Below are 20,434 nucleotides of genomic sequence, written 5' to 3'. Positions count from 1 at the left end.
GCCCCCGCAGGACAGAGCCCAAAGGCGTTTCTGCGGTGACGGCTTTCCTGCCGTCCGGGTCAGCTCTTGTGCACTGGTTCAGGGCACTAACTGCTCGATTCCCTGCCATTTTTCTCCGGGATACAGGTTTACGCAGATGAGCAAGACTTCTCTCGATAAGAGCAAGATCAAGTTCCTTCTTCTGGAAGGCGTCCACCCATCGGCTGTCGACGTACTGAAAGCCGCTGGGTACTCCAGCATTGAGTACATCACCAGTTCTCTGCCGGAAGCCCAGTTAAAGGAAAAGATCGCCGACGCGCACTTTATCGGCATTCGCTCCCGCACTCAGTTGACCGAAGAGATCTTCGACCACGCCAAGAAATTGGTAGCCGTCGGCTGTTTCTGTATCGGCACCAACCAGGTCGACCTCAACGCAGCGCGCGAGCGCGGCATCGCGGTGTTCAACGCGCCGTACTCCAACACCCGTTCTGTGGCGGAACTGGTGCTGGCCGAGGCCATCCTGCTGCTGCGCGGCATCCCAGAGAAGAACGCTTCCTGCCACCGTGGCGGCTGGATCAAAAGCGCGGCCAACTCCTTCGAAATCCGCGGCAAGAAGCTGGGTATCGTCGGTTACGGCTCGATCGGTACGCAATTGTCGGTACTGGCTGAAGGCCTGGGCATGCAGGTGTTCTTCTACGACACCCTGACCAAACTGCCACTGGGCAACGCCACTCAGGTGTCGAGCCTGACCGAACTGCTGGGCATGTCCGACATCGTCACCCTGCACGTTCCGGAAACCGCTGAGACCCAGTGGATGATTGGCGAGAAGGAAATCCGCGCGATCAAGAAAGGCGGCATCCTGATCAACGCTGCACGCGGCACCGTGGTCGAGTTGGACGCACTGGCCGACGCGATCAAGGACAAGCACCTGATCGGCGCCGCTATCGACGTGTTCCCGGTAGAGCCGCGCTCTAACGACGACATCTTCGAAAGCCCGCTGCGTGGCCTGGACAACGTGATCCTGACTCCACACATCGGCGGTTCCACTGCTGAAGCCCAAGCCAACATCGGCCTGGAAGTGTCGGAGAAACTGGTCAAGTACAGCGACAACGGTACGTCGGTGTCCTCGGTCAACTTCCCGGAAGTGGCCCTGCCGGCTCACCCTGGCAAGCACCGTTTGCTGCACATCCACCAGAACATCCCTGGCGTGATGATGGAGATCAACAAGGTCTTCGCAGAAAACGGCATCAACATTTCCGGTCAGTTCCTGCAGACCAACGAGAAAGTCGGCTACGTGGTCATCGACGTAGACGCCGAGTACTCGGACCTGGCGCAAGAGAAGCTGCAGCACATCAACGGCACGATTCGTAGCCGCGTGTTGTTCTAACGCTTTAAACGCCGCACAAAAAAGGGAGCCTTTTGGGGCTCCCTTTTTTACATCTGAACAAATCTTACTTGACGTTAACCGTGATGACTTTCGAGGCTACAGTCGGGTTGAACTGCATGTGCAGTTTGTCGCCGGCAACGAGTTGCAGCGTGTGCTTGCCCGGAGTGAGCGTCAGCTCGGTTTCAGTCTGGGCCTTGCCGTAGTGAATCACGGTGTCGGTGGCCGGGATCGGCACGCTGGCGTCAGGCAGCTCTTTTTGGTCGATCAGCAGGTGGTGGTGGCCGGTGCCTGGGTCCTGGCTGGTGGCCGGGGCCAGTTTCAGGCCGTCCATTCCGAATTTGACGGTGAAGGTTTTATCGACGGTGGCGCCATCTTTAGGCGACACGATAAATACTTTCGCACCTTCGGGTGGAGCACTGCGCGGAATACCGTCAGCGGCGGTGGCCAGCATCGACGCCCCCAGCAAGAGGCTAGCCAGGGTTGCACGAGACAATAGAGCTTTCATTCGCTTCTCCAGTTTTTCCAGGAAATCTGTTGGGTTATCACAACTTCGCGACAAATTGCTGTCCAAGGCACTCAACACCATAGCAAAGCGATGCTGAAAGGCGCCTCGCACAGACGAATTCTTTAGGAGCGACCATGCGCTTTTCGCCTGGCCTTGTACTTTTGCTGCCCCTTCTGAGCCCTTTGGCTCACGCCGAACTGATTGATGACGTGTTTGATCGCGGCGAATTGCGTATCGCCGTAGAGGCCAACACACCACCGTTCAACTTCAATGACGGCGACAAGCTCACCGGTTTTGAAGTGGAACTCGGTGAGCAACTGGCGAAGGAGATGGACGTGCGCCCCTCGTTTATCACCACCGACGACACCGACCTGCTGCCAGGTGTTGAAACCGGCAAGTACGACGTGGCCATCAACCATATCGCTATGACTGCCGAGTTCAGTGATCGGTTCGATTTCAGCGAGCCTTATCACCAAAAGCCGGAGCTTGCGATTCCCTTCCAGAAGGGCAACCCGGCCTTCAAGAGCAGCCTGGACAAGGCGTTGCAGCACGTGAAGGCCGATGGCCGCTTGAAAGCGCTGACGCAGAAGTGGTTTGGGGGCAACACCAAAGGCGAATAGATACTCGGTCGATGTGGGATCTGGGTTGCCTGCGATAGCGGTGTGTCAGTCACACATCAGGTGTTGAGCTATCGCACAGAGCAGCTGCCGCTTCGGCCAGTTCAAGCTCACTGAACACCCGCACTCCATGGCGCTTGAGCAATGCCGCCGTCACGCCTTCGCCGCTGACCTTCACGCCGCTGAAGGTGCCGTCATAGGTCAGCAGGTTCCCGCAAGACGGGCTATTGGCCTTGAGAACGGCAATGCGGATGTCATGGCGCTGCACCAGCGCCAAGGCCTGGCGGGCGCCATCGAGAAAGGCGGCGCTGAAGTCTTCTCCCTCAGCGGTCAGCACCTGAGCGCGACCTTCCCACACATCGATACCCTGCCCGCCCAGGATCTCGGCAGAGGGCCGAGGCGTAGGCAAACCGCCCGACACTTCGGGGCAGATCGCAACCACGCGCCCTTGTGCCTGCCAGGCTGCCAATTGATCGAACGGGCCGCTGGCACCACCGTCGTAACGCACCTTGTGCCCGAGCAGGCAGCGACTGATCAGAATCTTTTCCATACTTAAAACGGCTCGTTACCGCGCCGGCGAAACCAGCCGGTCAGGGACAGGCGCTCACGCGTTGCGGGCAGGACTTCGTGGGGCACCTCGCCAGACAGGAACACCACCAGGCTACCACCGCTGGGCACCACGTCGTATTCCACGCCGTCCTTGAGGTACATGCGCAACTGGCCACCCTGCTCGGGCAGCCAAGCGTCGTTCAAGTAAACCACTGCCGAGACCATACGCCGGTCGTCGTCGCGAAAACGGTCCACATGTTTGAGGTAAAACGCCCCCGGTGGATACATCGCAAAGTGACTTTCGAAATCCTCCAGGCCCAGGAACAGACCACGATTCATCGCCTGGCGCAGACTGTCCATCACGCCCATGTACGTCTCGCAGACGGCGGCATCACCCTCTTCCAGCCACTGGATATGGTCACCGCGAATCCCTTCGCGAATCTCCTGGGCCGGGCCGCGCCCCACCGCTGCGGGCGCCAGTTCACCCTCAGCCGCACGTTTACGGCACTCAGCCGCCAGTTCCAGGGTCAGAGCCTGGGGCAGGAAGCCGTTCTGCTGCGACCAACCTTTTTCGGCCAGGTCGTCGACGATGCGTTGCAGCAGGGGATGATCGAAGGGTATTTGCATGGCGCGCATAGTATCCATACGCCTGTAAATCCGACAGAGCCGCCGAGCGTCTGAACACACTTTAGTCAGGTGACTGATAGGATTTCTCGACAAATCCTACGCCCGACACGGACAATAGTGGCCGACTGACAGGAGTCCCTATGCGTCGTTTGTTTTTTTCCATGCTGATGTTCTGCGTTTTGCCCGCTTGGGCAGACGGCCATGACCAGTTATACAAGGTCGCCGGCTGGGCCGAACAACGTGCGCATTTCAATGACGCCCTCAGTGCAGCCCAGCAGCGCTACCGCAACAGCTTGCCGCCGGCGGTGTACCAGGCGCTGGTGGACAACAGCAACACACGTTTTGCGGCGCAGGCCGTGGACAAGCGTGCTGAAGCGCAATTGCGCAAAAACCTCGCGGACCCGAAACCTGCCCTGGCGTTTTTCCAATCGCCGCTGGGCCGCAAGATTGTCGCCGCCGAGTTGCTGGCCACCCGCCGTGACCAGCTGGCAAAAAACGCGCAAGGCCTGCCACACATCGAGGCCGACGCGACCCGCAGCCTGATCATCGGGCACCTGGCTCAGGCCCTGCCGGCACGCGAGGCGGGGGCGGAAGTCAGCCTGGCGATTGCCGGGGTTGCCGCCGACAGCTTGAGCCAGATGATTCCTGGCCTGCTGGGTGGCGGCCAGGCCCAGGGCATGCTCAATGGTCAGCGCGAGCGGCTGATGCAGCAAATCGGCAACGACCTGAATAACACCCTGCTGTATGTCTATCGAGATTTGTCCGACCCGGAGCTGGAAGAATTCGCCACGTTTGCGGAATCGCCGGAAGGCAGGGCGTATTACAAGGCAGCTCTTGCAGCCATTCGCGCAGGTCTTGCCGTTGGTCAAAGCACTTCCAGCCTGGCGCAGTAACCAATGTGGGAGCGGGCTTGCTCGCGAATGCGGTGTGTCAGCCACTGTATTAGTTGACTGACAGGCGGTTTTCGCGAGCAAGCCCGCTCCCACATTGGCTCCGTGTTACTTCAGATGGTCCGTCAAATACTGGAAGTATTCCTGGCGAATCTCCGGAATCTCATTCGCCAAGTGATGCCTGCCCCGCGGCAGCATTAACACCTCCGGCTGATCGAACTTAGCCCGCAGCACCTGCAGGTTGTGCTGCCAATCCACCGTCATGTCTTCCTCGCCCTGCACGATCACCGGCCGCCGTGGGCTACGCGGTGCGGCTTCGATACGTTTGATCCAGCGCGCCAGCGCGCCCACCCAGGCAGTCGGCAGTTGGCGTGGCTGCAGGGGGTCAGCTTCCAGGAACGGCTTGAATTGGGGATCGTTGGTGTTCTCGCTGAACCGCCGGGCGATGCCTTTGACGAACGGCCGCAGCAGGTAATAACTGACCTGCGACCAACCCCATGCACGCGGCCGCACCAAGGGTGACAGTAGAAAAGTCTTGCCCTGGGCCGGGCTGGCGGCACCGTGATTGAGCAAATGGTCCACCACCACCGCACCGCCGGTGCTTTGCCCGAACAGGTGCCAGGGTTGCGGCAGTTGCAGCGCCTTAGCCTGGGCGAACAAAGCCTGCACCACGTCCTGGTACACCGAAAAGTCATCGATGCTGGCGCGTGCGCCACTGGACAGACCATGGCCGGGCAAGTCGCAGGCAATCACCACAAACCCTTGGTCCAGCGCCCAGTCCACCGCGTGGCGGTACAGCCCCATATGGTCGTAGAAGCCGTGGAACATAAACATCGTCGCCACCGGCTGTGGTGGCCACCACACTTGGGCAACCACCTCAAAGCCATCCACTTCGAAACGCCCTAGACGGCTCAACGCCGGCACTTTGCGCGCAGATAAATCCAGCCCATAGAAACGCTGGTAGACCCGCGCCTCGGCGCTGAGCGGTTGCGCATCCACAAGGGGTCGCAAACTTTCGCGCAGATGATCGGGGTCAAAGCTGACAGGCATAAAGGGTTCCAGACTGACGGTGAAGATGAATATCGAGCTGCGATATTCATCTGTCAGGGCAAGCATGGCAAGCTACGCGACCTCCGAGGATAGTTCTGAATGCGACAGCCCTACCGTTCCGCCCTGTTCGCCAGCCTGCTCCTGATCATCTGCACCGGCGTGCTGTGGGCGGCGTATGACTGGTTCCAGGGCCGCTACCTGCGCGCATTCAGCGAACACACGGCCGTGTTCTCCGGCGACGCCTTGCGCCTGCCCGCCGAACTCGCAGGCCCAGGTCCGATTCGCCTGGTGCACTTCTGGGACCCCGCCTGCCCGTGCAACGTCGGCAACCAGCAACACCTGGGCGAGCTCATCGAGCAGTACGCGCCCCAAGGCGTCGAATTCTATGCCCTGCAAAAAGCCGGCAGCCACGGCCAACTGCCTGACAACCTGCGCAAGATGAAAACCCTCAATAGCCTGGCCGGCGCCGATCAGGTCCCCGCCACCCCGGCTGTCGGGATTTGGGATCGCACAGGCAAGCTCGCGTATTTCGGGCCGTACAGCGAGGGCCTGACGTGTAATTCCGGCAACAGCTTTATTGAGCCGATTTTGAAAGCACTTGAGGCCGGGCGCGAAGTCGACGCCACCCATACCCTGGCGGTGGGCTGCTATTGCGAGTGGAGCAAGGCGTCAAACTGAACACAGGCTGTTCAACCGGCAAACTCCAATCCCGCGATGAATCGGCTGCTGTATCGTACGTTTTCGGTGAGATTGTAAGCATAGGAACACATGAGCCAGTTAACCATCATCCTCTGGATGCTCAACGTTATCGTGGATACCTCCGGCCAGTTGGCGTTTAAAGCCGCCGCCTCTGCCAGCGCCGAGCATGACGGCATGGCTCACTGGAAGCACATGCTCAAGCGCCCCTGGATCTGGCTTGGGGTGATCTGCTACGTCTTCGAATTTGTGTTGTGGCTGGCATTCCTGACGCTGGTGCCATTGTCGGTGGGCGTGATGCTGGGCTCGATCAATATTGTGGTGATCATGATTGCCGGGCGTTTCCTGTTCAAGGAAAGCCTGAGCAAGTGGCGGTTGATCGGCATCATGCTGATCGCCTGTGGCGTGACCGTTGTGGGGTTTGAATAATGAAACGGTTCTATATCCTGGGCTTTCTGGCGCTGATCATTTTCGACACGTTGGCGCAGGTCAGTTTCAAATTCGCCTCGGTGCATGCCGAACCCCTGACGATGGATGCCGCCTGGTTGGTGCGCGTGTTTGGCGCACCATGGATCTACGGTGCCTTCGTGGGCTACATCGGCGCGTTCTTCACCTGGATGACGTTGCTCAAATACGCACCGGTGGGGCCCGCGTTTGCGGCGTCCCATTTGGAGCTGATCAGCGTGACGCTGATCTCTGTCTGGTTGTTCGATGACACCCTGACCTGGCCCAAAATCATCGGCGGCGCCTTGATCATCGCAGGCATTCTCTGTCTCGCACGCAGTGAAGACAAAGACAGCAAAACTGTCGAGGCCGAACCTTCACAGCCACTGGCGTCATGACCAGGGAAATCCCGCCCACCGCTGGCCTGCCGTTAAGCTGGCGGGATTTGCTGAACCTTTCGGGCGATTTGGCCCAGTCTCTGGCTCGCCAGTTCTCGATTCCACTGCCGGCGCTGCCCTGCTCCGGCACCGCTGCGCTGATCATCGCCCTGCGAGTCTTGCAGCAACGCATGCCCGGCCGCACCCGGCTGATCGTGCCGGCCTACACCTGCCCGCTGGTGGCGTTGGCCGCACATTACTGCCCGCCGTTGCGCGTGGTGCCCTGCGATTTTCAGCCGGGCAGCATTGACCTGGATGAACAGCACCTGAAGCAGCTGTGCGACGACAGTACGCTGGCCGTGGTGGTCACTCATCTGGCCGGGCGTGTCGCGGACGTCGATACCGCCAAGCGTATTGCCGATTCTGTCGGCGCGGTGGTCATCGAAGACGCCGCCCAAGCCATGGGCGCACTCGACGACGGCCGCAGCGTCGGGCTCAAAGGTGATGTGGGATTTTTCAGCATGGCGCTGGGCAAAGGCCTGACGACGGCCGAAGGTGGCGTACTGTTCAGCCGCGATCCGGTGCTGCATCAGGCGCTGCACCGCCAATGCGCACAGGACCTGCCGTTCAGCCTGCGCTGGGAGCTGCAACGCAGCGCCGAGTTGTGGGGTTACGCGCTGCTTTACCAACCTCGCGGCTTGCACTACGTGTATGGCAAGCCGTTGCGCAAAGCGTTGGAACAGGGCGATGAAGTGAGTGCCGTGGGCGATGACTTTTCAGTCAACGACATCCCGTTGCACCGCCTCGGCGGCTATCGCCAGAAGGTCGGCGCCGCCGCGCTGGCTCGCCTGCCCGATTACCTGCAGCAAGGTCGCGTCCGAGCCTTGCGCCGTGCAGCTCGCTTGAATGCCTTGCCCGGTGTCTCGGTCGTTATGGACCGGCCAGGCCAGCAAGGCACCTGGCCCTTTCTGATGGTGATGATGCCGTCTGCACAAGCCCGCGATGCAGCGATGGCGCAGCTGTGGACCTCGGGGCTGGGCGTGACCCGTCTGTTTATCCACACATTGCCGGACTACCCCCACGTGGCCCCGCTGCTGCAGCCTGGCGGCGCTATCAGCCAAGCCCAGGCGTTCGCGACTCGCACACTGTCGATCAGTAACAGCCATTGGCTGACGGATGAACATTTCGAAAGCGTATTCGCCCAGCTAAAAGCTATTGTCGCCAACCCTGATTGATACGGGCCACCAGCCGGCTGTTCAGCTCGTTCTGTTGCTGCTGCCAGATCTGCACCTGGGCCTCAGGCAGTTCTTCCTGGCCATCGGACGCACTCAACCAGCGTTTGAACTTGCTTTCATAGTGGTAGGCCGACACATCGCCAGTGATGTCCGCGCCGATGATTCGGCCCTGGCAGGCACTGATCAGGTCGTTCAAATGCTGCTCGAGGAATTCGCCCTGGTCCCAGTTGGTGTTCACCACTTCCGGGCTCAGCACATCTTTATCAATGGACAGGTACACCGGCAGTGAACGGTCAAACTGTGCCAGGAACGCGCGCATCAATTCATCCGCATTGCTGAAGGCGCGATTGCTGCGCCCGGCACCGATCCAGTTCATCCAGCGCGTGTCGACGTTGATGTTCCAGTAGGTCAACTTGCGCTTGAGCAGCGGCGACCAGTGATTCTCCCAGGCGTGGCCCAGGCCGATATCCTGCGAACCGATGCCCAGCACATGCACATGCTCGACCTGCGGCAAGCGGCTGGCCCAGTAAACCCAGGAGCCGCAGTGGATACCGAACGGGTAGCGCATGTTATCCGGGTGGTTGTCGCAGATGATCAGCTGGAATTTCTGCTGCGTCGGCAGGCGATTCAACAACAGCTGGCTGAGGTGGTGATAGTCACCGCTGCCGGTAAATACACAGCCGTAATCGCTGGGCATTTGTGCGTGCAGGGCGGTTTCCAGCTGTTTGAATTGTGCCCAGCGGCAGCCGAAACGGATTTTTTCCTGCCAGGCCTGCAACGCCAGCGTAATTGCGCCAGGAATGTCACTGACGGCACGGTCGAAATCGAGAATCAGCGGCGGTCGGGCCTGGCTCATGCGGTGTGCTCCTGGTGCCACTGGGTATCACTTTCAAAGTGATGACGGAACCGGTTGCCCAGCTTGCGCAACAGCGGGTTACGTACCCAGACCAGATGGCGGGTAAAGGTAAAGTCGGCGCCCAGGCTGGCCTTGACCTGCGGGTCGGTCCAACCCGCCACATAAAATTTCAGCCCATTGGCCAGCGCATATTCAAGGTTCACAAACCAACTGACGAAATACAGGTTGAATTCCAACGCCAGCGGGTAGCTAAGGCCGATGTACTTGTCGAGCAGCTTGTCGCCCTCCACGTAGCACAGGTTGTAGCCGATCAGTTCGTCGCAGTGCCAATAGCAGAACACGCGCCCGTTACTGTCGGCGTCCCGCAGAAGGCTGCTGAAAAACTCAGGGGTGAGCAGGTCAAAATGGATCTCGCTCTGGTCATACACCGCCTTGTACAACCCGTACAACTGCGTGAGCCAGGCATCATCATTGAAGCGCGCATCACCGGTGTCCAGAACGTCCACCCGCAGCGCTTCACGGCTGCGCAGTTTGCGTCGGATATTGCGGCGACGGCTGTGAGACAAGCGCGCCAGGTACTCATCGATCGTGGCAAAGTTGATCGGCACGTACGCCAGCGCCTGCCCCTCAACGCTGATGAAACCGCGCCGGGTGCACTCATCAATCAGGGTTTGCGCGTAGCGGTTATCCGCCTCGCTGAGCAGCGGCGAGTTGCACGGTACGTCTTTGACGATGGTGAGCTTGCGCTGCGGCGCGCACGCCTCCTGCAACCACTGCGCTAGGTCATGAGGCGACACGCCTTGGGGCAGTGGTGAATATTCACTGACCGTGGTCCCCACAAAACAACTGTCGACACGCAGCCAGGCGTTCCAGAAACGATACCCGGGCCAGCTGCGAACACGCTTTTCGAACGCATCGTCGGCGGTGGTCAACAGGTCGAAGGGCGTGAAAAAATACGGCAGGCCCTGCTCGGACAGGCGCGCATCGAAGCCCACTGGCGGGTGCTGCAAGAAGCGGCTGATCAGCGACGGCGCTTCCAGGCAGCACGCGTAGGCAGCCTCGGAGCGGCTGGAGTCTGGAAGGGGTTGCGGGGCGCAAGTCATGGAAAAAAGCTCAAAGATGACCGGCGCAATAGTAGCGTAGTCAGGGCACTCACCACTTGAACCTCGGCTGTCACTGCGGTGCATCGTGCGCGATATCAGCATTTCCCTCAGCCCTCGCCAAACCTATTAGACTCCGTTGACCTTCAAGGTGAATGACTCAAGGACCGTCCATGAAACGCAGCCTGACCGTGCTCGCTATCCTGATTGCCGCCCTCATGGCCGGCGCCGGCTGGTATGTCTACAGTAAGCAACCCACCCGCCAGGGCACCGAAACACTCGCCAACCTGCAAGGCGCGGTCACCGTGCGCTATGACGACCGTGGCGTGCCGCACCTGCGCGCCGAGAACGAGACCGATCTGTACCGCGCCCTCGGCTATGTGCATGCCCAGGACCGGCTGTTCCAGATGGAAATCATGCGGCGCCTGGCCCGTGGCGAACTGGCCGAGATACTGGGCCCGAAGATGCTCCAGACCGACAGGCTGTTTCGCAGCCTGCGCATTCGCGAACGCGCCTTGAGCTACGTGGAACACATGGACCACGATTCACCGGCCTGGAAAGCCCTGCAAGCCTACCTGGACGGGATCAATCAATTTCAGGACAGCCACCCCAGCCCGATCGAGTTTGACGTGCTGGGCATTCCCAAGCGGCGGTTCACCGCTGAGGACACCATCAGCGTCGCCGGGTACATGGCCTACAGCTTTGCCGCCGCGTTTCGTACCGAGCCGTTGCTGACTTACGTACGCGACCAATTGGGCGGCGACTACCTGAAAGTCTTCGACCTCGATTGGCAGCCCAAGGGCGCGCTTAACCTGGCCGCCCGTGATTGGCAGACGCTCGGCGCGCTGGCCTCGTTGAGCGACAGGGCGTTGGCCGAGAATGGCTTGCCGCAGTTCGAAGGCAGCAATGCCTGGGCCATCAGCGGCAGTCGCACCAAGAGCGGCAAGCCCTTGCTGGCGGGCGACCCGCATATCCGTTTCTCGGTGCCGTCGGTGTGGTACGAAGCACAGCTCTCTGCACCGGGTTTTGAGCTCTACGGCTATCACAACGCGCTGGTGCCGGTGGCGTTCCTGGGGCACAACCTGGATTTCGGCTGGAGCCTGACCATGTTCCAGAACGATGACCTCGACCTGATCGCCGAAAAGGTCAACCCCGACAACCCCAACCAGGTCTGGTACCACGGCCAATGGGTCAACATGACCAGCAGCGAGCAACAGATCGCGGTGAAGGGCCAGGCACCGGTGACCTTTACCCTGCGCCAGTCGCCCCACGGTCCGATCATCAATGACGTGCTCGGCGAGAATGCCGGCAGCACGCCGATTGCCATGTGGTGGGCGTTCCTCGACACCGAAAACCCTATCCTCGAAGGTTTCTACCAGCTCAACCGCGCCGATACCCTGGCCAAGGTGCGCGCCGCAGCGGCCAAGGTTTCGGCACCGGGCCTGAATATTGTGTGGGCAAATGCCAAGGGTGATATCGGCTGGTGGGCGGCGGCGCAACTGCCGATCCGCCCGGCCGGGGCCAACCCGGCGTTCATTCTCGATGGCAGCACCGCCCAGGCTGACAAGCTGGGTTTCTACCCTTTCAGCGCCAACCCTCAGGAAGAAAACCCGGCGCGGGGTTATGTGGTGTCGGCCAATGCCCAGCCGGCGTCACCCACCGGCATGGAAATCCCCGGTTACTACAACCTGGCCGACCGTGGCCAACAATTGAACACGCAGTTGAGCGACAAAAGCGTGAAGTGGGACGTGAACAACAGCCAAGCCTTGCAACTGGGCACGACTACCGCCTACGGCCCACGCTTGCTGGCACCGCTGTTGCCGGTGCTGCGTGAGGTGGTCAAGGACCCGGCGCAGTTGAAACTGATAGAACAGTTGGCCGCCTGGAAAGGCGATTACCCGCTGGACTCCACCAGCGCGACACTCTTCAACCAGTTCCTGTTTAACCTCACCGATGCGGCCTTCCACCCGAAGCTCGGCGACGCCATGTTTAAAACCCTGCTCGGTACTCGGGTGATCGACGCCGCGCTGCCACGCCTGGCCGCTTCACCAGACTCACCCTGGTGGAACGGCAAGCGCGCCGACACCGTCAAGCTCGCCTGGGACAACAGCCTGGCTCACCTCAAGGCCACCTTTGGCGATGACCCGTCGCAATGGCAGTGGGGCAAGGCCCATACCCTGACTCACGGCCATCCGCTGGGCATGCAGAAGCCATTGGACAAGATTTTCAACGTCGGCCCATTCCCGGCGCCCGGTACCCACGAAGTGCCGAATAACCAATCGGCCATGATCGGCCCTGCGCCATGGCCCGTGACCTATGGCCCGTCGACCCGGCGCCTGATCGACTTCGCCGACCCGGCCCATGCGTTGACCATCAACCCTGTGGGGCAAAGCGGGGTGCCGTTTGACTCGCACTATGGCGACCAGGCGGAAACCTATATCGAGGGTGGGTACGAGCAGGCGCATTTCAGTGATGAAGAAGTGACGGCGAATACCCGTGGCACGCTGAAGCTGTTGCCTGCGAGAAAATAGTGCTGGAAGAATGCGCTCCCACATTTGCTTTGTGTTGTAGCGACTAACGAGCCCGCATCCGCCCCGGCGCCTCGCCGTAGGTTTCCTTGAATTTCTTGCTGAACGCCGCCTGGGACTGGTAACCCACCTGCGCAGCGATATCCAGCAGGCTCAGGCGCGATTGGCGCAGCAGGTTGAAGGCCAGTTCCATGCGCAGCTGGGTCAGCAGCACCCACGGCGACACGCCCGCCACTTTTACAAACGCACGCATGAAGGTGGCCCGCGACATGGTGGCTGCCGCCGCCAGGCTGTCGATCGTCCACTCTTGACCAGGCTCGGCCAGCATCGCCTGCCAGGCTTTGCTCAGGCGCTTGTCGGCGAGCAAAGCGAAGGTGCCTGCCACGGGTGTCTGGCGAGCCAGCCAGGCACGCAGGATCAAAGTGAACAAGGCCTGCGACAGCGCGTCGATAAACGAGCGGGCGCCCAATTGCTGGCCGTCCGCCTCGCTGCGCAGTAAAGCAATCAACGCGGCCAACTGCCCATCACCCTGCCACTGGCGGCTGGACACCACCAAAAATTCCGGCAATGCACCAAGCAACAACGATTGGCGGTTGTAGTGAAAGTTGCCGCAGAGCATGTCCACTTCCGGCCGTTCGCCACCCAGGCGATACACCGGCAGTACACCGCCTTCGATCACGGTGGGCTGCACCGGCCGAATCCGCTCACCCTGGCTGCGCAGCAAATGGGTTGCGCCACCGGGCATCAACAGGATGTCGCCCTCCTCCAGCGTCACGTGCTGGCCGCCCGACAATTCGGCGCGGCAAGTTCCGCTAATGACGATGTGGTACGGCGCCACGCCGAGATTCTCCGGGGTGTGTTCCAGCGCCCAGTCACCCTGGAACTGGCAACGTAAATCCAGACTGCCGCGCAGGTTGGCCAGCGCAATAAGGGTATCGATCGAATTCATTTGCGAACATCGGTCAAAAAGATGAGTGGATCGAACAATCATACCAACCCCGAACGGCACAGACTGGCTTCACACCCAACCCGTTCAGGAGTTACCGCAATGTTCAATAACTGGTCCGACTTGCTTGCTAACGTGAATAAAACCTTTGGTGCGCTGGGCAAGAGCAACCCGAAGATGGTCAAAGCCTATATGGCGCTGGACGAGGCTGCCGAGGAAAACCATGTACTCGACGCCAAGACCCGCGAGCTGATATCCATCGCCGTGGCGATCACCACGCGCTGCGACGGCTGTATCGCCGCACACGCGGATGCGGCGATCAATGCCGGCGCGACCCGAGAAGAAGTTGCCGCCACCTTGGCCACCGCCATCTCGCTGAATGCAGGCGCCGCGTATATCTACTCACTGCGCGCGCTGGAAGCCTACGACACGCTCACACCGGTGCAGCAAAGTTAAGCCGGAACTGTTGCGGCGTCACGCCCAGCCGGCGGTTGAACACACTGCGCATGTGCTGGGCGTCACGGAAACCGCATTGATAGGCCACAGTCTTGAGCGGTGCGGCGCTGCTTTCGAGCATCACCCGCGCCGCGTCCACTCGCGCTCGCTCGACGAACTCGGCAGGCGTTATGCGCGCCTCACGAGCAAACACTCGAGAGAAATTACGCGCACTCATGTTGGCCGCCCTGGCCAGATCGGCAATGGTCAAATCCCCGGTCAAGTTCGCCAGCACGTACAGCTGCACCAATGCCACCGCCGAGGTGCTTTCGGCGTGAGGCGTGAGGAACGGGCTGAACTGCGACTGCCCGCCCGAGCGCTGAGTGAACACCACCAGGCGCTTGGCCACGCTCAGCGCGACTTCCGGGCCGTGATCCTGGGCCAGCAGGTACAGCGACAGGTCGATGCCTGCCGTGACGCCCGCCGAGGTGTAGAGATTACCGTCCTGCACGTAGAGACGGTCGGCATCGACCTGGGCCGAGGGGCACAGGCGCGCCAGGTCGGCAGCGTCGTTCCAATGGGTGGTGACGGTTTTGCCATCCAGCAACCCGGCGCGCGCCAGCATAAAGGCGCCATTGCAGATCGAGCCGAAACGCTGTGCGCGGGCGGCGGCGCCGCGTAGCCAATCATCAAACTGGGCGCCGAAATCTTCGAAAGGCAGCTGAGGGCCGCCAGCGACCAGCAACAGATCATAGGCTTGCAAGGCGTCGCAGTAATGTTTGTGGGCCTGCAATGACAGGCCGTTGGAGGCTGGCAGGGTGCCGTGGCCCAGGCCGATCACTTCAAGCTGATAATGCTCTTCGGGCGGCAGAAAACGGTTGGCCTCGCAGAACACATCCATGGGGCCGGTCACGTCCAGTGACTGGACGCCGGGGAAGATCAGGATGGCGACGGTTTTGCCCATAAATAGAGACACCCTTTTCTAACTGAATAAAGGCAAAACTCTGTGGGAGCGGGCTTGCTCGCGAATGCGGTTGTTCAGTCAGTACATGCATTAACTGACATACCGCTTTCGCGAGCAAGCCCGCTCCCACATTTGATCTGCGCAGATTTCAAGAGACTAATCCGGCTGGCACGATGTGGCGCCACATTGGCCGACATCGCGCCCTCGCCGCGATAGCCCCTTCGCGGGTACGCGACCAGACTTCACTCATCGGCGCCACCCCCGGCGCTTTATTGAGGAGCACGACCATGAGCAACTCCATCGCCGGCATCCAGATCCCGGACAGCGCCTTGGCCAAAGCCACCACCGAATACATCCGCGACGTCGAGTCCGACTTGCTTTACCACCACTCGCGCCGGGTGTTTCTGTTCGGTGCGTTGAGCGGTGAGCGCAAGCAGTTGGCCTACAACCCGGAGCTGCTTTACGTCGGCGCGATGTTCCACGACCTGGGCCTGGTCGAAGGCCATCGCAGTAACAACGAGCGTTTCGAAGTGGACGGCGCCAACGCGGCGGCCGCATTCCTCAAACCTTACGGGCTGAGCGATGACGATATCGAACAAGTCTGGCTGTCGATCGCCCTGCACACCACGCCGGGTGTACCGCAGCACTTGCGCCCGACCGTGGCGCTGGTGACCGCTGGTGTCGAGATGGATGTGCTGGGCATGGACTACGCCGCCTTTTCCAGCGTGCAGCGCGAGGCCGTGGTGCATGCGCATCCACGCGGCGAAGGGTTCAAGGAATGCATCATCTGCGCGTTTGCTGACGGCTTGCGCCATCGCCCGCAGACCACGTTTGGCAACGTGAAGACCGATGTGTTGGTGGATCAGGAGCCGGGGTTCAAGCCGATGAACTTTGTCGAGGTGATTCGCAAGTCGCCTTGGGCTGCATAGCTGACGTGAAAACCCAATCAAATGTGGGAGGGGGCTTGTTCCCGATTGCAGTCGGTCAGTCAATAGCTGCAGTGACTGGCGTTGCGCAATCGGGAGCAAGCCCCCTCCCACATGTTGAACCCGTTCCGGGGTTAGACCGGCGCAGGCGCCCGGCGCTTGTCCGGCTGCTGCCAGCCATCCGCTGCGGCTTCTTCAATCGCTTGCTGGATGGCTTTCTTGCGGTGCTCTTCGGCACGGCGGCTGAAGAACCACACCAGGAAGGTCACCAGTGACACCGCCAACAGAATCAGGCTGGCCACGGCGTTGATCTCGGGTTTAACCCCAAGACGTACCGCCGAGAACACTTCCATCGGCAACGTAGTCGAACCCGGCCCCGACACGAAGCTGGCCAGTACCAGGTCGTCCAGAGACAGCGCGAACGACATCATGCCGCCTGCCGCCAACGATGGCGCGATCATCGGGATGGTGATCAGGAAGAACACCTTCCATGGCCGCGCGCCCAGATCCATTGCCGCTTCTTCAATCGACAGGTCCAGCTCACGCAAGCGCGCCGACACCACTACCGCCACATACGCCGCACAGAACGTGGTGTGGGCGATCCAGATGGTGACAATGCCACGCTCCTGGGGCCAACCGATCATCTGCGCCATGGCCACGAACAGCAGCAACAGCGACAGACCGGTGATCACTTCGGGCATCACCAACGGTGCCGTCACCAGGCCGCCGAACAGCGTGCGGCCCTTGAACTGGCTGATACGGGTCAGCACAAACGCCGCCAGCGTACCCAGTGCCACCGCCGCAACGGCGGTGTAGCAGGCAATTTCCAGGGAGCGCGCCACCGAGCCCATCAACTGGGTGTTGTCCAACAGGCCCACGTACCACTTGATCGACCAACCGCCCCACACCGTCACCAGTTTGGATTCGTTGAACGAGTAGATCACCAGGATCAGCATCGGCAGGTAAATGAACAACAACCCCGCCACCAGCATGAAGCTTGAGAAACTGACGCGCTTCATATCTTGCCCTCCATCTCTTTGGCTTGGCTGCGGTTGAACAGGATGATCGGCACGATCAGGATCGCCAGCATCACCACCGCCAGGGCAGACGCCACCGGCCAGTCACGGTTGTTGAAGAATTCTTGCCACAACACTTTACCGATCATCAGGGTTTCCGGACCGCCGAGCAGTTCCGGGATCACGAACTCGCCCACCACCGGAATGAACACCAGCATGCAGCCGGCGATGATGCCGTTCTTGGACAGCGGCACAGTGATTTTCCAGAAACTGTTGAAGGTGCTCGAACCCAGGTCGGACGCAGCTTCCAGCAGGCTCTGGTCGTGTTTGACCAGGTTGGCGTACAGCGGCAGGATCATGAACGGCAGGTACGAATAGACCACGCCGATGTACACCGCGATGTTGGTGTTGAGGATCTGCAGCGGCTCGTTGATCAAGCCGATGGACATCAGGAAGCTATTGAGCAAGCCGTTATTGCTGAGGATACCCATCCACGCATACACGCGGATCAGGATCGCGGTCCAGGTCGGCATCATGATCAGCAGCACCAGTACGGTCTGCATTTCTTTGCGCGCGCTGGCAATCGCGTAGGCCATCGGATAGCCGATCAACAGGCACAGAAGCGTGCTGAAAAACGCCATCTTCAGCGAGCCCAGGTACGCGGCGATGTACAACTCGTCGTCGCCGAGCATCGCGTAGTTGCCGAGGTTGAGCACCAACTGCAGCTTTTGCTCAACGAAGGTGTAGATCTCGGTGTAAGGCGGGATCGCCACGTCGGCTTCGGCAAAGCTGATCTTCAAGACGATGAAGAACGGCAGCGCGAAAAACAGGAACAGCCAGAGGAAAGGAATCCCGATGACCACATGCCGGCCACCGGGCGTTATTCGTTGCAGCTGGCGTTTGAACTTCTTCATATTCATGAGCGAAGTACCACGCCGCTGTCGTCTTCCCACCACACGTAGACCTGGTCACCCCAGGTTGGGCGCTGGCCACGGCGTTCGGCGTTGGCGACGAAGGACTGCACCAGCTTGCCGCTCGGCAGTTCCACGTAGAACACCGAGTGGCCGCCCAGGTAGGCGATGTCATGCACTTTGCCGCTGGACCAGTTGTGCTCGCAGGTCGGCATTTCGGTGGTGACCAACAGCTTTTCCGGGCGGATGGCGTAGGTCACCGACTTGTCTTCCACTGCCGTGGCAATGCCGTAGCCCACGTAGATGTCGCGGTCCAGGTCCGGGCACTTGAGTACCGCGTGGCCTTCGGCGTCGTCCACCACCTGGGTGTCGAAAATGTTCACGTTGCCGATGAACTCACACACCAGACGGCTGGTAGGCGTTTCGTAGATGTCGATCGGGCTGCCGATCTGGGCGATCCAGCCCAGGTGCATGATCGCGATGCGTTCGGCCATGGTCATGGCCTCTTCCTGGTCGTGGGTCACCATCACGCAGGTCACGCCCACGCGCTCGATGATCTCCACCAGTTCCAGTTGCATCTGCGAACGCAGCTTCTTGTCGAGGGCGCCCATCGGCTCGTCGAGCAGCAGCAGTTTCGGGCGTTTGGCCAGGGAGCGCGCAAGTGCCACACGCTGACGTTGACCGCCAGACAGTTGGTGCGGCTTGCGCTTGGCGTACTGGCTCATCTGCACCAGCTTGAGCATCTCGGCCACGCGCGCATCGACTTCAGCCTTGGGGATCTTGTCCTGTTGCAGGCCGAACGCGATGTTCTGCGCCACGGTCATGTGCGGGAACAAGGCGTAGGACTGGAACATCATGTTGATCGGCCGCTCGTAGGGCGGCATATCGGTGATGTCCACACCATCGAGGTAGATGCGACCTTCCGTTGGGCGCTCGAAGCCTGCGAGCATGCGCAGCAAGGTGGATTTGCCCGATCCCGATCCGCCGAGCAAGGCGAAGATCTCGCCTTTCTTGATTTCCAGGGACACATCGTCCACGGCAATCGTCTCGTCGAACTTCTTCGTGACCCGGTCGATTTTGACCAGCACCTTTTTCGGTGTCTGGTCGCCCTCGAGGGCTTTCTTATAGGCGCCGGAGGCAACTGCCATTTACGAAACTCCCAACAAAAAAGAGTGCAGTTCGCCCGAGGCAGGCGAACCCAGAATAGTTTGAGCCTTAAGCCTTACTTGCCCGTCTTGACCTTGGTCCAGCTACGGGTCATTAAACGTTGCACTTTCGGGGGTAGCTCGAAGTTGACGAAAGTCCGGTCGAGAACCGCCTGCGGTGGGTAAACCGCTGCGTCAGTGCGTATCGATTGCTTCATCAGTTTGTCCGCCCCTGGGTTAGGGTTGGCGTAACCGACGTAATCACTGACCTGAGCGATCACCTCAGGTTGCAGTAAATAGTTGATGAAGGCGTGAGCCTCTTTGACGTTCTTCGCATCCTTGGGGATCGCCAGCACGTCAAACCAGAGGTTGCCGCCTTCTTTCGGAATCGCGTAGGCGATGTTCACGCCTTTGCCGGCCTCGCTTGCGCGAGCCTTGGCCTGGAACACATCACCGGAGAAACCGGCCGCCACGCAGATGTTGCCGTTGGCCAGGTCCGAGATGTATTTGGAAGAATGGAAATAGGTCACGTAGGGCCGCACTTTGAGCAGCTTCTCTTCGGCCTTCTTGTAGTCTTCGGGGTTGGTACTGTTCGGGTTCAGGCCCATGTAGTTGAGCACCGCCGGCAGCATTTCATCCGCCGAGTCCATGAACGAGACCCCGCACGTGGCGAGCTTCTTCATGTTTTCCGGCTCGAACAGCACGGCCCAGGAGTCGATATGGTCGACGCCCAGCACTTCTTTGACTTTGTCGACGTTGTAACCAATGCCGTTGGTGCCCCACAGATACGGCACGGCGTATTGGTTACCCGGGTCGTTCTTTTCCAGACGCTTGAGCAGCGCCGGGTCCAGATTGGAATAGTTAGTCAGCAACGACTTGTCGAGCTTCTGAAACGCCCCGGCTTTGATTTGCTTGCCAAGGAAGTGGTTGGACGGCACGACCACGTCGTAACCGGTACGCCCGGCGAGCAACTTGCCTTCCAGGGTTTCATTGGAGTCAAACACGTCATACACCGGCTTGATGCCGCTGGCCTTTTCGAAGTTGGCCAGGGTGTCGGCGCCGATGTAGTCCGACCAGTTATAAACATGCACAGTCGGCGCGGCCTGCACGCTGACAGCCAGCGTGATACCTGCACCCACCAGCAAGGCTTTGCGAAATAAAGAAATTGGCAAGTGGAGGTCCTCTTAAATAGTTGGGCCCAAAGTTGTTGCTCGGCAACAAAACCGGCGCGCAACTTACCCTCGATAAACC

22 protein-coding genes are annotated in these 20,434 nt (G+C 60.2%); 10 read left to right on the top strand and 12 right to left on the bottom strand.

All coding sequences use genetic code 11. The features are described 5' to 3' along the window. The first annotated feature begins 136 nt into the window (after positions 1 to 136). The gene (gene serA, locus JFT85_RS17435) at positions 137 to 1,366 is read left to right on the top strand and encodes a phosphoglycerate dehydrogenase (RefSeq protein WP_010167810.1); all 1,230 of its coding nucleotides are present in this window, start codon (positions 137 to 139) and stop codon (positions 1,364 to 1,366) included. 64 nt (positions 1,367 to 1,430) lie between these two features. Here the strand turns inward: serA and JFT85_RS17430 are convergent, their stop codons facing one another. Then, complete coding sequence (locus JFT85_RS17430; protein WP_053258532.1) at positions 1,431 to 1,871, bottom strand: DUF4399 domain-containing protein; 441 nt, start codon at positions 1,869 to 1,871, stop codon at positions 1,431 to 1,433. Between the two features lie 134 nt (positions 1,872 to 2,005). On the opposite strand from JFT85_RS17430, the gene JFT85_RS17425 reads away from it, so the two are divergent. Next, positions 2,006 to 2,491, top strand: coding sequence for a transporter substrate-binding domain-containing protein (locus tag JFT85_RS17425; protein ID WP_201230212.1), 486 nt, complete (start codon positions 2,006 to 2,008; stop codon positions 2,489 to 2,491). Positions 2,492 to 2,540: 49 nt separating this feature from the next. Here the strand turns inward: JFT85_RS17425 and JFT85_RS17420 are convergent, their stop codons facing one another. Next, complete coding sequence (locus tag JFT85_RS17420; protein ID WP_201230209.1) at positions 2,541 to 3,038, bottom strand: DUF523 domain-containing protein; 498 nt, start codon at positions 3,036 to 3,038, stop codon at positions 2,541 to 2,543. A 2-nt stretch (positions 3,039 to 3,040) separates the two neighbouring features. After that, positions 3,041 to 3,673, bottom strand: coding sequence for a 2OG-Fe(II) oxygenase (locus tag JFT85_RS17415; RefSeq protein ID WP_169875576.1), 633 nt, complete (start codon positions 3,671 to 3,673; stop codon positions 3,041 to 3,043). 131 nt (positions 3,674 to 3,804) lie between these two features. On the opposite strand from JFT85_RS17415, the gene JFT85_RS17410 reads away from it, so the two are divergent. Then, positions 3,805 to 4,557 (top strand): DUF2059 domain-containing protein, encoded by a 753-nt coding sequence (locus JFT85_RS17410; protein ID WP_053258536.1) that lies wholly within the window; start codon positions 3,805 to 3,807, stop codon positions 4,555 to 4,557. A gap of 105 nt (positions 4,558 to 4,662) precedes the next feature. On the opposite strand, the gene JFT85_RS17405 is transcribed toward JFT85_RS17410, so the two are convergent. Beyond that, positions 4,663 to 5,604 (bottom strand): alpha/beta hydrolase, encoded by a 942-nt coding sequence (locus JFT85_RS17405; RefSeq protein ID WP_169875575.1) that lies wholly within the window; start codon positions 5,602 to 5,604, stop codon positions 4,663 to 4,665. Between the two features lie 99 nt (positions 5,605 to 5,703). On the opposite strand from JFT85_RS17405, the gene JFT85_RS17400 reads away from it, so the two are divergent. The 4 genes from JFT85_RS17400 (at position 5,704) to JFT85_RS17385 (ending at position 8,356) form a co-directional block, all read left to right on the top strand. Next, a complete protein-coding gene (locus tag JFT85_RS17400; RefSeq protein WP_053258537.1) occupies positions 5,704 to 6,282 on the top strand; it encodes a DUF6436 domain-containing protein in 579 nt (192 codons plus the stop codon). Between the two features lie 90 nt (positions 6,283 to 6,372). Continuing rightward, on the top strand, positions 6,373 to 6,729 hold the full coding sequence (locus JFT85_RS17395; RefSeq protein WP_053258538.1) for an EamA family transporter: 357 nt from the start codon (positions 6,373 to 6,375) through the stop codon (positions 6,727 to 6,729). Continuing rightward, complete coding sequence (locus JFT85_RS17390) at positions 6,729 to 7,142, top strand: DMT family transporter (protein ID WP_053258539.1); 414 nt, start codon at positions 6,729 to 6,731, stop codon at positions 7,140 to 7,142. The genes JFT85_RS17395 and JFT85_RS17390 overlap by 1 nt, the downstream gene beginning before the upstream one ends. Beyond that, positions 7,139 to 8,356 carry a DegT/DnrJ/EryC1/StrS family aminotransferase gene (locus JFT85_RS17385; protein WP_201230207.1) on the top strand — a complete coding sequence of 406 codons (1,218 nt, stop codon included), beginning with the start codon at positions 7,139 to 7,141 and terminating at the stop codon, positions 8,354 to 8,356. Before JFT85_RS17390 ends, JFT85_RS17385 begins: the two co-directional genes overlap by 4 nt. Here JFT85_RS17385 and JFT85_RS17380 read toward each other — a convergent pair. Together JFT85_RS17380 and JFT85_RS17375 are read right to left on the bottom strand one after the other, a co-directional pair. Beyond that, positions 8,334 to 9,212, bottom strand: a complete 879-nt coding sequence (locus JFT85_RS17380; protein ID WP_053258541.1) for a hypothetical protein — start codon at positions 9,210 to 9,212, stop codon at positions 8,334 to 8,336. The genes JFT85_RS17385 and JFT85_RS17380 overlap by 23 nt on opposite strands. After that, positions 9,209 to 10,315 (bottom strand): GNAT family N-acetyltransferase, encoded by a 1,107-nt coding sequence (locus JFT85_RS17375; RefSeq protein ID WP_069551123.1) that lies wholly within the window; start codon positions 10,313 to 10,315, stop codon positions 9,209 to 9,211. Before JFT85_RS17375 ends, JFT85_RS17380 begins: the two co-directional genes overlap by 4 nt. A gap of 170 nt (positions 10,316 to 10,485) precedes the next feature. On the opposite strand from JFT85_RS17375, the gene JFT85_RS17370 reads away from it, so the two are divergent. Next, a complete protein-coding gene (locus JFT85_RS17370; protein ID WP_187601211.1) occupies positions 10,486 to 12,843 on the top strand; it encodes a penicillin acylase family protein in 2,358 nt (785 codons plus the stop codon). A 43-nt stretch (positions 12,844 to 12,886) separates the two neighbouring features. Here JFT85_RS17370 and JFT85_RS17365 read toward each other — a convergent pair whose 3' ends face one another. After that, the gene (locus JFT85_RS17365; protein ID WP_053258544.1) at positions 12,887 to 13,789 is read right to left on the bottom strand and encodes an AraC family transcriptional regulator; all 903 of its coding nucleotides are present in this window, start codon (positions 13,787 to 13,789) and stop codon (positions 12,887 to 12,889) included. A 99-nt stretch (positions 13,790 to 13,888) separates the two neighbouring features. Between JFT85_RS17365 and JFT85_RS17360 the strand changes: the two genes are divergently transcribed. Then, positions 13,889 to 14,242: a carboxymuconolactone decarboxylase family protein gene (locus tag JFT85_RS17360; protein ID WP_053258545.1), complete on the top strand. Its 354-nt coding sequence runs from the start codon at positions 13,889 to 13,891 to the stop codon at positions 14,240 to 14,242. Here JFT85_RS17360 and JFT85_RS17355 read toward each other — a convergent pair. Continuing rightward, complete coding sequence (locus JFT85_RS17355; protein ID WP_073636715.1) at positions 14,220 to 15,185, bottom strand: GlxA family transcriptional regulator; 966 nt, start codon at positions 15,183 to 15,185, stop codon at positions 14,220 to 14,222. The two genes, JFT85_RS17360 and JFT85_RS17355, sit on opposite strands and share 23 nt — an antisense overlap. A gap of 287 nt (positions 15,186 to 15,472) precedes the next feature. Here JFT85_RS17355 and JFT85_RS17350 point away from each other — a divergent pair, with 287 nt between their 5' ends. Continuing rightward, complete coding sequence (locus tag JFT85_RS17350) at positions 15,473 to 16,114, top strand: HD domain-containing protein (protein WP_053258547.1); 642 nt, start codon at positions 15,473 to 15,475, stop codon at positions 16,112 to 16,114. Positions 16,115 to 16,245: 131 nt separating this feature from the next. Here the strand turns inward: JFT85_RS17350 and JFT85_RS17345 are convergent, their stop codons facing one another. The 4 genes from JFT85_RS17345 to JFT85_RS17330 all read right to left on the bottom strand — a co-directional run bounded on the left by JFT85_RS17345 (position 16,246) and on the right by JFT85_RS17330 (position 20,355). Beyond that, complete coding sequence (locus JFT85_RS17345; RefSeq protein ID WP_003176774.1) at positions 16,246 to 17,130, bottom strand: ABC transporter permease subunit; 885 nt, start codon at positions 17,128 to 17,130, stop codon at positions 16,246 to 16,248. Then, positions 17,127 to 18,047 carry an ABC transporter permease subunit gene (locus tag JFT85_RS17340; protein ID WP_053258548.1) on the bottom strand — a complete coding sequence of 307 codons (921 nt, stop codon included), beginning with the start codon at positions 18,045 to 18,047 and terminating at the stop codon, positions 17,127 to 17,129. Before JFT85_RS17340 ends, JFT85_RS17345 begins: the two co-directional genes overlap by 4 nt. Further along, the gene (locus JFT85_RS17335; protein WP_003176776.1) at positions 18,044 to 19,186 is read right to left on the bottom strand and encodes an ABC transporter ATP-binding protein; all 1,143 of its coding nucleotides are present in this window, start codon (positions 19,184 to 19,186) and stop codon (positions 18,044 to 18,046) included. Before JFT85_RS17335 ends, JFT85_RS17340 begins: the two co-directional genes overlap by 4 nt. A 74-nt stretch (positions 19,187 to 19,260) precedes the next feature. Continuing rightward, positions 19,261 to 20,355 carry a polyamine ABC transporter substrate-binding protein gene (locus tag JFT85_RS17330; RefSeq protein ID WP_053258549.1) on the bottom strand — a complete coding sequence of 365 codons (1,095 nt, stop codon included), beginning with the start codon at positions 20,353 to 20,355 and terminating at the stop codon, positions 19,261 to 19,263. Positions 20,356 to 20,434 lie beyond the last annotated feature (79 nt).

Source organism: Pseudomonas sp. TH04, from assembly GCF_016651355.1.
Lineage (GTDB): Bacteria > Pseudomonadota > Gammaproteobacteria > Pseudomonadales > Pseudomonadaceae > Aquipseudomonas > Aquipseudomonas fluorescens.
The sequence above is the reverse complement of the archived record's forward strand: the minus strand, read 5'-3'. Positions and strand labels throughout refer to the sequence as shown.

Coding starts and splice junctions, on each gene's coding strand:
- JFT85_RS17370 (WP_187601211.1), top strand. CDS start 10,486: ATGAAACGCAGCCTGACCGTGCTCGCTATCCTGATTGCCGCCCTCATG.
- JFT85_RS17405 (WP_169875575.1), bottom strand. CDS start 5,604: ATGCCTGTCAGCTTTGACCCCGATCATCTGCGCGAAAGTTTGCGACCC.
- JFT85_RS17385 (WP_201230207.1), top strand. CDS start 7,139: ATGACCAGGGAAATCCCGCCCACCGCTGGCCTGCCGTTAAGCTGGCGG.
- JFT85_RS17420 (WP_201230209.1), bottom strand. CDS start 3,038: ATGGAAAAGATTCTGATCAGTCGCTGCCTGCTCGGGCACAAGGTGCGT.
- JFT85_RS17365 (WP_053258544.1), bottom strand. CDS start 13,789: ATGAATTCGATCGATACCCTTATTGCGCTGGCCAACCTGCGCGGCAGT.
- JFT85_RS17390 (WP_053258539.1), top strand. CDS start 6,729: ATGAAACGGTTCTATATCCTGGGCTTTCTGGCGCTGATCATTTTCGAC.
- JFT85_RS17375 (WP_069551123.1), bottom strand. CDS start 10,315: ATGACTTGCGCCCCGCAACCCCTTCCAGACTCCAGCCGCTCCGAGGCT.
- JFT85_RS17400 (WP_053258537.1), top strand. CDS start 5,704: ATGCGACAGCCCTACCGTTCCGCCCTGTTCGCCAGCCTGCTCCTGATC.
- JFT85_RS17410 (WP_053258536.1), top strand. CDS start 3,805: ATGCGTCGTTTGTTTTTTTCCATGCTGATGTTCTGCGTTTTGCCCGCT.
- JFT85_RS17355 (WP_073636715.1), bottom strand. CDS start 15,185: ATGGGCAAAACCGTCGCCATCCTGATCTTCCCCGGCGTCCAGTCACTG.
- serA (WP_010167810.1), top strand. CDS start 137: ATGAGCAAGACTTCTCTCGATAAGAGCAAGATCAAGTTCCTTCTTCTG.
- JFT85_RS17380 (WP_053258541.1), bottom strand. CDS start 9,212: ATGAGCCAGGCCCGACCGCCGCTGATTCTCGATTTCGACCGTGCCGTC.
- JFT85_RS17345 (WP_003176774.1), bottom strand. CDS start 17,130: ATGAAGCGCGTCAGTTTCTCAAGCTTCATGCTGGTGGCGGGGTTGTTG.
- JFT85_RS17430 (WP_053258532.1), bottom strand. CDS start 1,871: ATGAAAGCTCTATTGTCTCGTGCAACCCTGGCTAGCCTCTTGCTGGGG.
- JFT85_RS17415 (WP_169875576.1), bottom strand. CDS start 3,673: ATGCGCGCCATGCAAATACCCTTCGATCATCCCCTGCTGCAACGCATC.
- JFT85_RS17395 (WP_053258538.1), top strand. CDS start 6,373: ATGAGCCAGTTAACCATCATCCTCTGGATGCTCAACGTTATCGTGGAT.
- JFT85_RS17340 (WP_053258548.1), bottom strand. CDS start 18,047: ATGAATATGAAGAAGTTCAAACGCCAGCTGCAACGAATAACGCCCGGT.
- JFT85_RS17335 (WP_003176776.1), bottom strand. CDS start 19,186: ATGGCAGTTGCCTCCGGCGCCTATAAGAAAGCCCTCGAGGGCGACCAG.
- JFT85_RS17350 (WP_053258547.1), top strand. CDS start 15,473: ATGAGCAACTCCATCGCCGGCATCCAGATCCCGGACAGCGCCTTGGCC.
- JFT85_RS17425 (WP_201230212.1), top strand. CDS start 2,006: ATGCGCTTTTCGCCTGGCCTTGTACTTTTGCTGCCCCTTCTGAGCCCT.
- JFT85_RS17360 (WP_053258545.1), top strand. CDS start 13,889: ATGTTCAATAACTGGTCCGACTTGCTTGCTAACGTGAATAAAACCTTT.